Consider the following 13,890-nt stretch of genomic DNA (forward strand, 5'->3'; position numbering starts at 1 on the left):
ATATTGGAAAACGAATTGACGCCGTTGGAGCTGAACTGGCCCTGCGCCCAAAGTTGGAAGTCCTGCGTGCCGAGCGGAATCTGGACCGGTCCCGATGGCGTGCAAGGGGAGCTTGACGGCAACTGACCGCAAATCCGTATCGCTATCAGGGTTATCGGCGTGGCGGTCGCCACCGGAGCCGAGCTAGTCGAACTGCCGCCGCAACTGAGCAGCAATGCCGTCATGACGAAAGCCAACACCGGCGCGATCAGCAAACATCTTTTTGTCCACATCGAGCATCAAGCTATGCCGTGGCGGCTTCGGCACTGTCAAGGAGCGGCGCTCGAAAATTCGTCAAGCTTTGCGCCGAGAGGATCGTTTTCCACCCGGTACAACGGCTGGCGACTACCGCGGGACCCTCAGGGTGACTCGACTCGGAATGTCGGCCCCAAAGGAGAACGGCGGGCACCAAAAGAGGGGGGAGGCTCTCTGATGCCCGCCTGTTCATGGCCCGCCTTGCGGCGAACCTCAATTCGGCTGCCGGGAGGAGCTTGCAACCGAAGCGCGGACACTGGTTTCAAATATCCGCACTCGAATAATTCGACGACCGCGCTTGCGGATTATTCACATGCCGCGCGCGCTCCGGCCGCTGCCCACCGGTATGCCGATTGTGTGGAAAAAGAAGAGGCCGGAGTTGAACTCCGGCCTCCTGGGTCCCCCGCATCGGAGAGATGTGTGACCGTTCTTCTTACTTATAGAGCGGCTGCTGCCGCGGCGACGAAGGTCACGACATTGCTTGCGAAGGTTTTGACCCCGGCTCCCAATCCGGCGTAGGCGGAGAAGGCTGCGATACCAACACACAGCAGAACGATCGAGTACTCTGAAAACGTCTGCCCGCTGCTCCCCTTTCGCGTCTTCGTCAAAATTCTTTCTTTGAGTTTCATCCGAGTTCCCTCCTCCATTTTTGGCGACCGCGATTGCGGGCCGCCGACCGCCCGTCCCTTGGACCGTTTCACTGAAGAAACGGCGAACCCCACGCACCAAACGTTAGCATTTTTGGCTTTAGCTTGGCAAGTTCAGGCTTAACTGAGCATGCGACGATGTCGCATTGCACGCTAGGGATGATTTAGAGGCATTGGATTCCGATTTTCCGGCCATTACACGCGTAGAACGAAGCGCAGAAAGCAGTGGCATCGACCCTTACGTCAAGTTCGCTTCGAAGTTGGAACTCGTCGGCGATTGCTTGAAAAAGAGACTTCACGATCTCTTAACGGCGCGAGGCAAGCGCGCTCAGGGTTGCGACAAATTCGATCTGTCCGTGCTCAAGGAAATTGCGCACGAGCTGTGAAGACCGTTCTGTGAAGTCTGCCGCAGTTCTCCATGAGACCCGCCAGGGTGCATACTGGTGATTGCAGACACTCTCGTGTCAACGGCGCGCCGTCAGGCGGGCCCCGATCTTCTAAGGAGCGATAGCAATGCAGATAGGCATGGTTGGTCTCGGCAGGATGGGCGCCAACATGGTACGGCGGCTCCTGCGTGGCGGGCACGAGTGCGTGGTCTTCGACATCAATGCCGACGCGGTAAAGGCCCTGGTCAAGGAGGGTGCGGCCGGCGCGGCCTCGCTTGACGATTTCAAGGCGAAGCTCAAGAAGCCGCGAGTGGCCTGGATGATGGTGCCGGCGGCGTTCGTCGAACAAACGCTCGCGGATCTGGCGAGCCGCTTCGAGCCGGGCGACATCCTGGTCGACGGCGGCAATTCCTACTACGTCGACGATATTCGCCGCGCCAAGGGGCTGCGCGCCAGAGGGATTCACTACGTGGACTCCGGCACCAGCGGCGGCGTATGGGGACTCGAGCGCGGCTTCTGCCAGATGATCGGCGGCGAGCCCGACGTCATAAAGCATCTCGATCCGATTTTCGCCACGCTCGCGCCGCCGATCGATTCCGCGCCGCGCACGCCCGCGCGCGAAAAGTCCGCGCCGAGCACGGCCGAGCACGGCTACCTGCATTGCGGACCCAACGGCGCGGGGCATTTCGTCAAGATGGTGCACAATGGAATCGAATACGGCCTGATGGCGGCTTACGCGGAAGGCGTGAACATCTTGCGCCACGCCAATGTCGGCAAGCATCAGCAGGCCTCCGACGCCGAGACCACGCCGCTGCGCGAGCCTGAACTCTACCAGTATGATTTCAATCTGACCGACATCGCCGAAGTCTGGCGCCGCGGCAGCGTGATCGCTTCGTGGCTGCTCGACCTTACGGCCGACGCGCTGGCCGGCGATCCGGCGCTCGCGAAGTTCACGGGCCGGGTCTCTGATTCGGGCGAAGGGCGATGGACGGTAGACGCGGCGATCGACGAGGGCGTGCCGGCGCCGGTGCTGACGGCGGCGCTCTACGAGCGCTTCAGTTCGCGCGGCGCGGCCGATTTCGCCGACAAGCTGCTCTCCGCGATGCGCTATGAGTTCGGCGGCCATCTGGAGAAGAAGTCATGAGCAGCGCGCAACCGCACTCGGACGCGCTCGCGTTCTTCGGCGCGAGCGGCGATCTCGCATACAAAAAGATATTTCCGGCGTTGCACGCGATGGCGGGCAGGGGGCATCTCGATTTCCCGGTGATCGGCGTGGCCAAGTCGGGCTGGAACCTCGATCAGCTGCGCGCCCGCGCGCGCGAAAGCGTCGAGAAGCACGGCGGCGGCGTCAACGACGAGGCCTTCGCCCGGCTGATCACGCGCCTCGCCTACATCGACAGCGACTACAAGGATCCGGCGACTTACGCGGCGCTGCGCAAGACGCTCGGCGGCGCGCGCCACCCCACGCATTACCTGGCGATCCCGCCGAGCCTGTTCGAAACCGTGATCCAGGGACTCGGCAGTTCCGGATGCGCCGAGAACGGGCGTGTGATCCTCGAAAAACCATTCGGCCACGATCTGCCCTCGGCACAAGAGCTCAACGCGACGCTCCATTCGGTGTTCGACGAATCCGCGGTGTTCCGCATCGATCACTACCTCGGCAAGGAGCCGGTGCAGAACCTGGTGCTGTTCCGTTTCGCCAATTCGTTTCTCGAGCCGATCTGGAACCGGCGCTACGTCGAGAGCGTGCAGATCACGATGGCGGAGAGCTTCGGCGTGCAGGGACGCGGGGCCTTTTACGACGCCAACGGCGCGATCCGCGACGTCGTGCAGAACCATCTGCTGCAGGTCGTCGCGTACCTGGCGATGGAGCCGCCGCTGACCACCTACCCGGAATCGATCCAGGACGAGAAGGTGAAGGTCTTCCGCTCGATCCTGCCGCTCGACCCCGACGACCTCGTGCGCGGACAATTCGCCGGCTATCGCAAGGAGGCGGGCGTCAAGCCGAACTCGACGGTCGAAACCTTTGCCGCCGTGCGGCTGCATATCGATTCGTGGCGATGGGACGGCGTGCCTTTTTTTATCCGCGCCGGCAAGTGCATGCCGGTGACCGCGACCGAGGTGATCGTCACGCTCAAGCGGCCGCCGCTGCGCAAGCTCCGCAGCGAGGACGCCAACCACTATCGTTTCCGGCTCGGGCCCGACGTGCTGATCGCGATCGGCGCGCAGATCAAGCGTCCCGGCGAACACATGGAATCCGCCCCGACGGAACTCAAGCTCGTCCAGCGGCCGCAGGGCGAAGAGATGGACGCTTACGAGCGGCTGCTCGGCGATGCGATGGCCGGCGACCATCTGCTGTTCACGCGCCAGGACGCGGTCGAGGCTCAGTGGGCGATCGTCCAGCCCATTCTGGGCGACGCCACGCCCGCGCTGGAATATCAGCCGGGAACCTGGGGACCTGCAAAGGCCGATGAATTGACCGCGGAAGTGGACGGCTGGCACAACCCGCCGAAGTGAAGTGAGTTGAGCCGCCGGACGATTTTGTAGCTCAGGCCGTTATCGGTCTAAGCCGCGCCTCGGCGCCGCGCGCGCGAGACGCAAGGAGGAAATTATGAAAGCGACCCAGCAATTGCATCAGGCAGGCCAGAGCATCTGGCTCGATAACATCACCCGCGGCCTGCTGACCAGCGGCGTGCTCAAACGCTATATCGACGATCTTTCGGTCACCGGCCTGACTTCCAATCCGAGCATCTTCGACCTCGCGATCAAGAACAGCAGCGACTACGACGCGGCGATCCGCGAGAAGACCGGGGCGGGGAAACATGGCGAGGATCTGTTTTTCGATCTCGCGCTGGAAGATCTGACGCGCGCCGCCGACCTCTTTCGTCCGATCCACGAACGGACCAACGGGGTGGACGGATGGGTCTCGCTCGAGATTTCGCCCAAGCTTGCCTATGACACCGCCGCGAGCATCGCGGCCGCCAAAGGGTTGTCCGCGCGCGGCGCGCGTCCCAACCTGTTCATGAAGATACCGGGCACGCGCGAAGGCCTGCCCGCGATCGAGGAGGCGATCTTCGCCGGCGTGCCGATCAACGTGACGCTGCTCTTCTCGCGCGAGCAGTATGTCGCCGCGGCCGAGGCCTATATGCGCGGAATCGAGCGCCGCGTCGCGGCCGGCCTCAATCCTCACGTCGGTTCGGTCGCCTCGGTGTTTGTCAGCCGATGGGACGTGGCGGCGGCCAAGAAGGTGCCGCCCGCGCTGCATGACCGGCTGGGGATCGCGATATCCAAGCGCATCTACAAGGCCTACCGCGAACTGCTCGCGACCAACCGCTGGCTGCGGCTGCTCAACTACGGTGCGCGCTCGCAGCGCCTGCTGTGGGCCAGCACCGGCACCAAGGATCCCAAGGCCTCGGACGTGCTCTACGTGAAGTCGCTCGCCTCGCCTCATACGGTCAACACGATGCCCGAAAATACGCTCAAGGCGCTCGCCGATCACGGCGAGGTGGGCGCGATGCTGCCGCCCGACGGCGACAACGCCGAGGCAGAGCTGGCCGAGTTCAAGAAGGCGGGAATCGATGTCGACGCGCTTGGCGAACAGCTTCAGCGCGAAGGCGCGGAGGCCTTCGTCAAGTCGTGGGACGATCTGCTGGCCTGCCTCGTCGATAAGAGCGCCGCGCTGAAGAAGGCGAGCTGATCGCGGAAAAAGGGCGGACTGCCGGAAACGAGGGCAGATGCCGAAAAAAGGGGAACCTACCGATGGAGACCAAAACGGCGCCGCTCGCCGCGCGCCCGGCCTTTAAGGCGCTCGGCGAGCACTACCGCAGGATTCGCGGCGTTCATCTGCGCACGCTCTTCGCCGAGGACCCCAAGCGTGGCGAGCGCTTCGCGCTCGAGGCGGCGGGGCTTTACCTCGACTACTCCAAGCATCGGATCGACGAGGAGACGATGCGCCTGCTGCTGGCGCTGGCCGAGGAGTCGGGGCTGCGCGCGCGGATCGACGCGATGTTCACGGGCGAGAAGATCAACGTCACCGAGCGGCGCGCGGTGCTGCACGTGGCACTGCGCGCGCCGCGCGGCGCGACGATCACGGTGGACGGCAAAAACGTCGTGCCGGAGGTGCACGAGGTGCTCGAGCGGATGGCGGCGTTCAGCGCCCGCGTGCGAGACGGTTCATGGAAGGGCCATACCGGCAAACGCATCCGCAACGTCATCAACGTCGGCATCGGCGGCTCGGACCTGGGGCCGGTGATGGCGTACGAGGCGTTGCGCCACTTCAGCGATCGCAATCTCACTCTGCGCTTCGTCTCCAACGTGGACGGCACCGATTTCGCCGAGGCGACACGCGACCTCGACGCGGCCGAGACGCTGTTCGTCATCTCGTCGAAGACGTTCACCACGCTCGAGACGATGACCAACGCGCACAGCGCGCGGAAGTGGACGCTCGACGCGCTGGGCGACGAGAAGGCGATCGCGAAGCATTTCGTCGCGGTCTCGACCAACGCCGCCGAGGTGCGCAAATTCGGGATCGACACCGATAACATGTTCGGTTTCTGGGACTGGGTCGGCGGGCGCTATTCGATGGACTCGGCGATCGGGCTTTCGACCATGATCGCGGTTGGCGCAGATAACTTTCGTGCGATGCTCGCCGGATTTCATGCGATCGACGAGCACTTTCGCACCGCTCCGTTCGCGGGCAACTTGCCCGCGATCATGGGCCTGCTCTCGATCTGGTACAACGATTTCTTCGGTGCGGAGACCGTCGGCGTGTTCCCGTACGAGCAGTACTTGAAGCGTTTTCCGGCCTACCTGCAGCAACTCACGATGGAGTCCAACGGCAAGCACGTGACGCTCGACGGCGCTGCGGTAGACTATCAGACCGGGCCGATCTTCTGGGGCGAGCCGGGGACCAACGGACAGCACTCGTTCTACCAGTTGATTCACCAGGGCACCAAGCTCATCCCCTGCGACTTCATCGCGTTTCACCGCGCGCTCAATCCGCTCGGCCGCCATCACGACATGCTGATTGCCAACGTCCTTGCCCAGGGCGAGGCGCTCGCCTTCGGCAAGACCGCCGAGCAGGTGAGGGCCGAGGGCACGCCGGACTGGCTCGTGCCGCATCGCGTATTCGAGGGCAATCGCCCTTCCAGTACGATCCTGGCCGAGCAGTTGACGCCCGAAGCGCTGGGCAAACTGGTGGCGCTGTACGAGCACAGCGTGTTCACGCAGGGCGCGATCTGGAACATCGATTCGTTCGACCAGTGGGGCGTCGAGCTGGGCAAAGTGCTCGCGCAGCGCATCATTCCGGAACTGGAAAGCGCCGCCGAATCCGAGCTCAAACACGACAGCTCGACCAACGCGCTCATCGCGCGCTACCGCAAGCGTCGCATGAAGACCGGATGAGGCTTCCGCGCGATTTCTACGCCCGTCCGGTGCTGGTGGTCGCGCGCGAATGTATCGGAAAGCTGCTGGTCCATCACACGCCCGAAGGCGAAGCCGCGGGACGCATCGTCGAAACCGAGGCATATCGCGGGCCGCTCGATCTCGCCGCGCACAGCGCGCGCGGGCTCCGCACCAAACGAACCGAGGTGATGTTCGGGCCGGCGGGTTACGCCTACGTCTATCTGATCTACGGATCGAGCTGGGCGATGAATATCATCGCGGCGACCGAGGGCGAGCCGCACGGCGTCCTCATCCGCGCGCTCGAGCCGCTGCGCGGAGTGGAGCTGATGGTGCGCCGGCGGGGCGGCAACATGCTGCCCGGCGCGCGCGAACTTACCAACGGCCCCGGCAAGCTGACCCAGGCGCTTGCGATCACCGGCGAAGACTACGGACGCGATCTGTGCGGCGACCGGCTTTTTCTCGAAGAGACGGATCGGCCAGTCGAAAGGGTGGGGCGCTCGGCGCGGATCAACGTCGATTACGCGGGGGCGTGGGCGGAAAAACGATGGAGGTTTTACGAGCGCGGCAACCGTTATGTGTCGGTCCGCCCGCGAGATTGAGGCGCCAGCCCACGCGGAAGGCTGTATGCGTCCGGTGGCGCGGGCGGTTGCGCAGGCGCAACAGCCTCCGGCCGAATGGAGGTTTGGCATCTCATTGGCCGATTGAGATTAAGCGAGCGACGGGCACGTTCTATGCTCCCCCCAAGGCTGCCCGATTTCGCGCGCCGCGGGCCGGCGGCATAGAGGGGGGAATATGCTCAAGTGCAATTCGTGCGGGGCCGTTTCCGTTGACGTGCACATCCTCGAGGCTGAGGGCGGTCCGGCGCCCGACCGCGGAGTGGTCGCGGTCAGGATAAAGGTCTGCAATTCGTGCTACTCGCGCCCGGAACGATCGAAGATGCTCGCGCTGTTGTGCGGCGATATCCTGGTGCCGCCCTCTTACTGGTTCCGCCGCAATGTCGCCTGGTCTTCGGCGATCAGAGTGGTCCGTTCGCCGCGCGGGCAACGTCCGCCGCGTTTCTGGTACGAACCCGAGGCGCATCCCCTGGGCTACTGGAGCCGTGCCCAACTGGTCAGCAACGGCGGCAGCCGTCACGCGCCCTGATCGCGGGCCTGGTCCGGTCCGGCCGCAGGCGCACCCGGTGAGGCGGCGCGGCCGGCAGCAGCCGCTGGTGCGCGGCGATACGCCGCTTTCATACTCGACTCGGGGGCGGGCTTGTCGATAAAAAAATCTCACGCGCGAGAGCACATCAGCGGCGCCGCGGCCGCCTACCTTGAGGCGTACGACGCCCTCGAACGCGCCGCCGAGAAAACCCAGATCCTTGTCAACCGGCTGATCGCGATCGCCGTCGCGCTTACAGATACCGGCACGCGGCTGCGCGACGACGCATGGAAGCACGCCGCGCTCGGCGAACTGTCGGCAGTCTCCGCCGCTCCCGCCTACGGTCCCACAGTTCGCCTGTGCAACACGCCGACTGCGAAACAACTGCTCGAAGCGATCGCCGACTGGCGCAAAAAGCGCATCTATCTGCAGCGGCTCTGGGAGAGTCTTCCGGCGGAGATGCGCGCGACGCTCAAGATGCCGGCGACGCTGGATTGAACGCAAATCCGGCCCCCTGGTCTTCTTTCCAGCATCGATCAATATCTTGAGTCGATTGCACAAATCGGCGCGTGTACCAAGCGACGAGAACCGTAAGGGTCACGCTTGCGACCAGAGCGGCCGCCTGAATCGCGGCGGAGTTGCTATTCAGCCAGGGCAGCATTCCTTAGCTGCGCTCGACGATGCCGCCTGACCTATCAAACCCAACCGTGGCCGACCCACCGCGGGCCTGAAGGAACGCAAACCAATCCTCGAAGCTCCGGCCGCTCCAAGATTGTCCCGGCTCGATCGACTTCTCGACATCGCCGAGCGGGGCCGAGGGCGAGCTCTGCCGAGTGAGGCCGCGAAACGTGATCAGAGCGCCGCGCTCCTCGATTGAGGCTTGCCAGTCCATCCGGATGAGAATACCCCTACGCGGCCTCGGCCAACAGGGCGGAGATCTCCTCGCCACGGAGCCGAGGCCGCTCCTGGAGCGCCCGCGCGACGCGCTCGATATCGGGCCGATGGAGCTTGACCAGGCGCACGATCTGCGAGTGCAGCCGCGCTGGCCGCTCACGAAGACTGCCAAAGGTATCGGGATCGAATGGTCGTCAAATCTCTCTCGCGGCTGGACTGAGGCGCCGAAAACCCTTACTTTCCTTGGGCGCGCGCCCGTAGCTCAACTGGACAGAGCATCGGACTTCGGATCCGAGGGTTGGGGGTTCGACTCCCTTCGGGCGCGCCAATGAAATCAAGGCTGTTTCGGCTTTGCGAGCGCCGGTTCGCACGTTCGACGGCCGATCTCACAGCCACGGGCTTCCAGAGCTGCCTTTTTGGCTTCGTTATACAGCGTCAACGCGAAGAGAATCGCGTCCATCCTCTCACGTCGCGGATCATTGCCGACATGACGTGGCTGTAGATATCGGCCGCGGCGCCGACGTGCGTGTTCAAGCCTGCGACAGGTCCGCCACCATTTTGACGTAGCACGCCAAAAAGCTGGTCATGGAAGGAGTCCAACCGACATAATGCTGGAAGGCGAGACTAACTCAGCATACCTCGCGGCACCGGATTTCTTCGTCAGACCTCCGCAATTCGCAAGCTGAATTCGCAACAGCTGAGTGCGATTCTATGAAGGCCGAGCTCGCTCGCGCCCGGCCCTACGCGCGGCACCTTCCTTGCTCAAATTTGGTTGACCCCAACAGGGGATGCCGTATCGGGTCTGTTCCTACGGCAGCAAATTTCCCAGGAAATTTCCAACCATGCCGAGAAGTAATCGAGAAGTAATGATGTGTCAGTAGTAGCAAGAATCCAAGGTCGGCAGGAGCCGCCTGCGGCGCGTTCATCGCAAGCCAACCGGTCGGCCGTGGAACGCCTCGAGCCTGCACTGAAAGAGCTTCGCATCCTGGCTGAACAGGTTCTCAGCCACCGTCGTGAGATCATGGTCCGATGGTACGACTTGTACGCGATGTGCGGTCTTTCCGGCTCGCTGCGAAAGGATGACTTTTCCCATCTTCTCGGCGACGTGATCGCCCACAGCAAGGACGATTTGCTGAGGGGTGATCTCGAAAGTTACGTTTGTGACGTGCGGCGCTTGGGCAAATTTCTATACGGCCACAAGTTGTCGTTGACCCAGGCCGTCACTCTGAATCATCTGTTGCAGGCAAGTGTCTCGCGCGCTCTTGGAAATGTCCCAATTTCGAGCGCAGCCTATGACGCCTTTGAGACGCTTGGCGTGGTTCGCGGCCTCCTGATTGCCGAAAGGTATTTGTCGGCGTCAATCGACAGCGACGGCAAAGCCTCGGAGCAAAACCAGAGGGTGCGAGCGTGAAGAGTGGCAAGACGGGATCCTACAAAGCGCGAGGCGCGGCAAAGCAGGCCACCCCGCCGCTCAGCGAGGGTGGTCTGCAACATGCCCCAGCGAACAACCGTGCCGCGTAAGATCGACAGCGCTGCTCCATGCGCCCGCAAATACATCTATGCCGTGATTCCGGCCCGGCCCGGGCGCAAGCTCGACTTCGTCGGCATAGATGAGCGCCCGCTTGAGACCATCGAGCGTGGCGGCATCGCATCGGTCGTCAGCGGCCTCGCGGCCGAAAGGATTCGGCCCGAACGCCGTCACCTGAGCGCTCATCGCGCCGTCCTGGCCAAACTGATTGAGCAGGAGGACGCGGTGCTTCCGATGCGGTTCGGGGCGATCGCCTCGGGGGCCGCCGAGATCGGAAGGTTAAATCGCGCGCAAGCGCGGACTCTTTTCGCGCCAGTTGCGCCACGTGGCGGGCAAAGTCGAGATGGGCTTGCGCGGAGTCTGGGATGTACCCAACATTTTTCAATACTTCGTCAGCGTTCATCCCGAACTCCGCGAGCTCCGCGACACTATTTTCTACAACGCTGCCGGGTCTCGCACGAGGAGCGCATCGAGTTGGGGCGCACGTTCGAGCGCCTGCTCAATGAAAGTCGCGAAGCCAATACTCGATTGGCGGAGGAAGTGCTGGCCGCCCATCGCGTGGAAATCCGGCGTAACCGGGTTCGCGAGGAAAAGGAAATCATGAATCTTGCGTGCCTCGTCGAAAAGGACCGGCGCGAAGACTTCGAACGCGGCGTGCTCGCCACGGCGCAGCGCTTCGATAACAGCTTTGCCTTCGACTACAACGGACCGTGGGCGCCGCATACGTTCGCGGAGATCAACCTCAAGAGCTGAAACTCCGATGTTTCTGATCGACGATCTCCTCCTCGCGCCGGGCAAGTTCGTGCTCTGGGTCCTGCGCCAGGTCCATGAGGCCGCGGAGAAGGAACTCGACCAGGAGGGCGAGCGCCTGACGGCGGAGCTCGGCGAACTGCATCGGCGTCTGGAGGCTCGCACGATCGGCGAGCGCGAGTTTGACCTTCGCGAACGTAAAATCCTCGATCGCCTCGAGGAATTGAAGTCTCGGGGGGCGGAGCGCGAAGGGCGCCAAGCGGATGAGGACGGCTGAAGGGCGGAGAACGACGATGAACCGCATTTCGATGCGCAATAGCGGACGGGTGTCGCTCTGCGAAACTCTCGATCGCGTACTCAACAAGGGTGCGGTGGTCGCCGGCGAAGTGACTATTTCGGTGGCGGACGTCGACCTTATCTATCTCGGCTTGCAACTGATGCTGAGCTCGGTTGAGACCGCACATAATGACTAGCGACGCAGCTGCGGCGCTCAGGCTATCGGCCGATGATTTGCGCCGGCGCCCTAAAGCGGACGACGCGCGGCCGGTTCGACGGCATGCACAAACGAGCGACCGGCGAATCAATATCGATTCCGAAGACCTCAAAAATGGACTGGCGCAACTCGTCCTCACGCTGGTCAAACTGCTGCACGAACTGCTCGAGAAGCAGGCGATCCGGCGGATCGAGTCGGGCCGACTGGGCGAAGATCAATGCGAATGGATCGGGCTCGCGCTGATGAAGCAAAGCATTCAGATCGAGAAACTGCGTAACGCCTTCGGATTATCCGAGGAGGATCTCAACCTCGACCTGGGTCCACTGGGAAAGCTGCTATAGCGAGCCTTATGGGATCCCCAACCGTACAGCATTCTGTCTCCTCCGCGACGCTGGCCGACCTGCTGGAGCGCGTGCTCGATAAGGGCATCGTTATCGCCGGGGACATCAAGATCAAGCTCGTGGAAGTCGAGTTGCTGACCATCCAGATTCGCCTCGTCGTGTGCTCGGTGGAGAAGGCCAAGGAACTGGGCCTCGACTGGTGGAACCGCAGCGCGCTCGAATCGCGCGAAGAGCATCGAGGACTTCTGCCCTCGCCCCTGGAGGGCTTCGAGGAGCGCCTGGCCAGGCTGGAAAACGAGTTAGCGCAACGGCGGCCGTAGCCGGCGTCGAGCGGCGGCCGCAGAGGGTCAAGGCGATGAGCGAAAAGGTAAAACGGCGGGGCGCGGAGCACCAGCGGAGCGCGCCCGGTGAAGGTTTCATCAAGGGACTAACCGAACTCGTCGAGAAGCTGGGCGACCTTGCGGAAACTGGGCGCGAACTGCGCAAGGCCGGCGAGCTTGGCGGCGCCGACGACAAGATGAAGGCTGTGTACGGGTTGCGCGTCAAGCTGGGCCTGCTGGGCGGTGATGCAGTGGACGTCGAGCCTTTCGGCGATATCAAATTCGACAAAACAACCCGACGACGTGATGAGCATCGAGGCCGGGCGCAAAGACAAGAAGTATCGCAACGAAATCCTGTTGCCGAGATCGGTCTCCAGGGCAAACGCCTCGATTTCCTGCAACAACGGCATCGTCCAAATCGAATGCCCGCTTAAGCAGTAACTTCGCCATGCCAGGTGAAGCCGCAGCAGATTCTCCCGCCGCCGCCCCGTTTCGACTGAAAGTCGCGGAGGCGATGAGCAAGGATGTGGGCCGCACTTACGCCCGCATCAGCCCCGACAACATCGCGCGGCTCGGCGTTGCCATCGGCGAAGTCGTCGAGATCGCCGGCAAACGCCGAACCGTGTGCAAGGTGATGCCTCTGCATAAGGAGTTTCGCGGGAGGTCGTGCGTCCAGATGGATGGCGTCAGTCGCGAGAACGCGGGCGCTGCGCTGGATGAGCTTGCCACGGTGCGCAAGGTTGCCTGCCGCCTCGCCGATCGCGTGATCCTCGCGCCGGTCAACGTAACTCCGACCGATCGCGACCTCGACTATATCGGCGGCCTGCTCGACGGCCTGCCGTTGGTGGAAGGCGATCGCGTGAGGGCGACTCTGTTCGGGAGCCGCTGGCTCGACTTCAAGGTCCAGAGCGCGAGTCCCAGGGGACCGGTGCTGATCGGCCCCAATACGCAGTTGACCATCGGCGAGACCTTGAGCGACAAGGTCTCGCGGACGATCTCGTACGAAGACATCGGCGGACTCAAACCGCAGCTGCGGAGAATCCGCGAAATGATCGAGTTGCCGCTGCGCCATCCCGAGGTCTTCGAGCGGCTTGGCATCGACGCTCCCAAGGGGGTGTTGCTGTACGGTCCTCCCGGATGCGGCAAGACGCTCATCGCCCGCGCGATAGCCCACGAGACCGAGGTCACTTTTTCTCGGTGAGCGGTCCCGAGGTGGTGCACAAGTTTTACGGCGAAAGCGAAGCCAAGCTGCGGAAAATATTCGAGGAGGCCTCCCGCAAGGCGCCGAGTATCGTATTCATCGACGAGATCGACGCCATCGCCCCGCAGCGCGAACGCGTCATCGGCGAAGTCGAAAAACGCATCGTGGCGCAGTTGCTCGCGCTGATGGACGGGCTCACCCGCCGCGAGAACGTGATCGTGATCGCCGCGACCAATATTCCAAATGCGCTGGATCCCGCCCTGCGCCGTCCGGGACGCTTCGATCGCGAACTGGCGATTCCGATTCCGGATCGCTCGGGCAGGTTGGAGATGCTCGAGATTCACAGCCGCGGAATGCCGCTCGCTCAGGATATAAACCTCGCGCATCTGGCCGATATCACCCACGGCTTCGTCGGCGCCGACCTCGAAGCACTGTGCCGCGAAGCCGCGATGCTTACGCTGCGGCGCGTGATGCCGGATATCGATCTCAACGC

General features: G+C 63.0%; 17 protein-coding genes, 1 tRNA gene and 1 pseudogene. 17 read left to right on the top strand and 2 right to left on the bottom strand.

The window, feature by feature from the left end; genetic code table 11:
- Both VMI09_14075 and VMI09_14080 read right to left on the bottom strand, forming a co-directional pair.
- Positions 1-254: hypothetical protein (locus VMI09_14075; GenBank protein HTQ25818.1), on the bottom strand; the 254-nt coding region annotated here is incomplete at its 3' end.
- A 477-nt stretch (positions 255-731) separates the two neighbouring features.
- Entirely contained in the window at positions 732-923 is a 192-nt protein-coding gene (locus VMI09_14080) for a hypothetical protein (GenBank protein HTQ25819.1), read from the bottom strand.
- Positions 924-1,114: 191 nt separating this feature from the next.
- On the opposite strand from VMI09_14080, the gene VMI09_14085 reads away from it, so the two are divergent.
- The 17 genes and pseudogenes from VMI09_14085 (at position 1,115) to VMI09_14165 (ending at position 13,870) form a co-directional block, all read left to right on the top strand.
- Positions 1,115-1,327 (top strand): hypothetical protein, encoded by a 213-nt coding sequence (locus tag VMI09_14085; protein HTQ25820.1) that lies wholly within the window; start codon positions 1,115-1,117, stop codon positions 1,325-1,327.
- A gap of 127 nt (positions 1,328-1,454) precedes the next feature.
- On the top strand, positions 1,455-2,471 hold the full coding sequence (gene gnd, locus VMI09_14090; protein ID HTQ25821.1) for a decarboxylating 6-phosphogluconate dehydrogenase: 1,017 nt from the start codon (positions 1,455-1,457) through the stop codon (positions 2,469-2,471).
- Complete coding sequence (zwf, locus tag VMI09_14095; GenBank protein HTQ25822.1) at positions 2,468-3,844, top strand: glucose-6-phosphate dehydrogenase; 1,377 nt, start codon at positions 2,468-2,470, stop codon at positions 3,842-3,844. Before gnd ends, zwf begins: the two co-directional genes overlap by 4 nt.
- Positions 3,845-3,938: 94 nt before the next feature.
- Positions 3,939-5,024 carry a transaldolase gene (gene tal, locus VMI09_14100; GenBank protein HTQ25823.1) on the top strand — a complete coding sequence of 362 codons (1,086 nt, stop codon included), beginning with the start codon at positions 3,939-3,941 and terminating at the stop codon, positions 5,022-5,024.
- A 62-nt stretch (positions 5,025-5,086) separates the two neighbouring features.
- A complete protein-coding gene (gene pgi, locus VMI09_14105; protein HTQ25824.1) occupies positions 5,087-6,730 on the top strand; it encodes a glucose-6-phosphate isomerase in 1,644 nt (547 codons plus the stop codon).
- Positions 6,727-7,329 (top strand): DNA-3-methyladenine glycosylase, encoded by a 603-nt coding sequence (locus VMI09_14110; protein ID HTQ25825.1) that lies wholly within the window; start codon positions 6,727-6,729, stop codon positions 7,327-7,329. Before pgi ends, VMI09_14110 begins: the two co-directional genes overlap by 4 nt.
- Positions 7,330-7,522: 193 nt before the next feature.
- Positions 7,523-7,873, top strand: a complete 351-nt coding sequence (locus VMI09_14115; protein HTQ25826.1) for a hypothetical protein — start codon at positions 7,523-7,525, stop codon at positions 7,871-7,873.
- Between the two features lie 111 nt (positions 7,874-7,984).
- Positions 7,985-8,368 carry a hypothetical protein gene (locus VMI09_14120; GenBank protein HTQ25827.1) on the top strand — a complete coding sequence of 128 codons (384 nt, stop codon included), beginning with the start codon at positions 7,985-7,987 and terminating at the stop codon, positions 8,366-8,368.
- Between the two features lie 647 nt (positions 8,369-9,015).
- Positions 9,016-9,092: transfer RNA gene (locus tag VMI09_14125), tRNA-Arg, on the top strand.
- A 543-nt stretch (positions 9,093-9,635) separates the two neighbouring features.
- Complete coding sequence (locus VMI09_14130; GenBank protein HTQ25828.1) at positions 9,636-10,175, top strand: hypothetical protein; 540 nt, start codon at positions 9,636-9,638, stop codon at positions 10,173-10,175.
- Positions 10,176-10,274: 99 nt separating this feature from the next.
- A complete protein-coding gene (locus VMI09_14135; protein HTQ25829.1) occupies positions 10,275-11,045 on the top strand; it encodes a GvpL/GvpF family gas vesicle protein in 771 nt (256 codons plus the stop codon).
- A 7-nt stretch (positions 11,046-11,052) separates the two neighbouring features.
- A complete protein-coding gene (locus VMI09_14140) occupies positions 11,053-11,319 on the top strand; it encodes a gas vesicle protein GvpG (GenBank protein ID HTQ25830.1) in 267 nt (88 codons plus the stop codon).
- 16 nt (positions 11,320-11,335) lie between these two features.
- Entirely contained in the window at positions 11,336-11,515 is a 180-nt protein-coding gene (locus tag VMI09_14145) for a gas vesicle protein (GenBank protein ID HTQ25831.1), read from the top strand.
- Positions 11,508-11,876 carry a gas vesicle protein K gene (locus VMI09_14150; GenBank protein HTQ25832.1) on the top strand — a complete coding sequence of 123 codons (369 nt, stop codon included), beginning with the start codon at positions 11,508-11,510 and terminating at the stop codon, positions 11,874-11,876. The genes VMI09_14145 and VMI09_14150 overlap by 8 nt, the downstream gene beginning before the upstream one ends.
- Before the next feature lie 8 nt (positions 11,877-11,884).
- Positions 11,885-12,196 carry a gas vesicle protein gene (locus VMI09_14155; GenBank protein HTQ25833.1) on the top strand — a complete coding sequence of 104 codons (312 nt, stop codon included), beginning with the start codon at positions 11,885-11,887 and terminating at the stop codon, positions 12,194-12,196.
- A gap of 35 nt (positions 12,197-12,231) precedes the next feature.
- Positions 12,232-12,630 (top strand): hypothetical protein, encoded by a 399-nt coding sequence (locus VMI09_14160; GenBank protein HTQ25834.1) that lies wholly within the window; start codon positions 12,232-12,234, stop codon positions 12,628-12,630.
- Positions 12,631-12,644: 14 nt separating this feature from the next.
- Positions 12,645-13,870, top strand: a pseudogene (locus VMI09_14165) (AAA family ATPase).
- Positions 13,871-13,890: the final 20 nt, after the last annotated feature.

The sequence above is a fragment of the Candidatus Binataceae bacterium genome (assembly GCA_035500095.1).
Classification (GTDB): Bacteria; Desulfobacterota; Binatia; order Binatales; family Binataceae; genus JAKAVN01.

What these genes read in the sequence shown, in the direction of transcription:
- VMI09_14150 (HTQ25832.1), top strand. Translation starts at nt 11,508, where the DNA reads ATGACTAGCGACGCAGCTGCGGCGCTCAGGCTATCGGCCGATGATTTG.
- VMI09_14080 (HTQ25819.1), bottom strand. Translation starts at nt 923, where the DNA reads ATGAAACTCAAAGAAAGAATTTTGACGAAGACGCGAAAGGGGAGCAGC.
- pgi (HTQ25824.1), top strand. Translation starts at nt 5,087, where the DNA reads ATGGAGACCAAAACGGCGCCGCTCGCCGCGCGCCCGGCCTTTAAGGCG.
- gnd (HTQ25821.1), top strand. Translation starts at nt 1,455, where the DNA reads ATGCAGATAGGCATGGTTGGTCTCGGCAGGATGGGCGCCAACATGGTA.
- VMI09_14160 (HTQ25834.1), top strand. Translation starts at nt 12,232, where the DNA reads ATGAGCGAAAAGGTAAAACGGCGGGGCGCGGAGCACCAGCGGAGCGCG.
- VMI09_14145 (HTQ25831.1), top strand. Translation starts at nt 11,336, where the DNA reads ATGAACCGCATTTCGATGCGCAATAGCGGACGGGTGTCGCTCTGCGAA.
- VMI09_14140 (HTQ25830.1), top strand. Translation starts at nt 11,053, where the DNA reads ATGTTTCTGATCGACGATCTCCTCCTCGCGCCGGGCAAGTTCGTGCTC.
- VMI09_14115 (HTQ25826.1), top strand. Translation starts at nt 7,523, where the DNA reads ATGCTCAAGTGCAATTCGTGCGGGGCCGTTTCCGTTGACGTGCACATC.
- VMI09_14110 (HTQ25825.1), top strand. Translation starts at nt 6,727, where the DNA reads ATGAGGCTTCCGCGCGATTTCTACGCCCGTCCGGTGCTGGTGGTCGCG.
- zwf (HTQ25822.1), top strand. Translation starts at nt 2,468, where the DNA reads ATGAGCAGCGCGCAACCGCACTCGGACGCGCTCGCGTTCTTCGGCGCG.
- tal (HTQ25823.1), top strand. Translation starts at nt 3,939, where the DNA reads ATGAAAGCGACCCAGCAATTGCATCAGGCAGGCCAGAGCATCTGGCTC.
- VMI09_14155 (HTQ25833.1), top strand. Translation starts at nt 11,885, where the DNA reads ATGGGATCCCCAACCGTACAGCATTCTGTCTCCTCCGCGACGCTGGCC.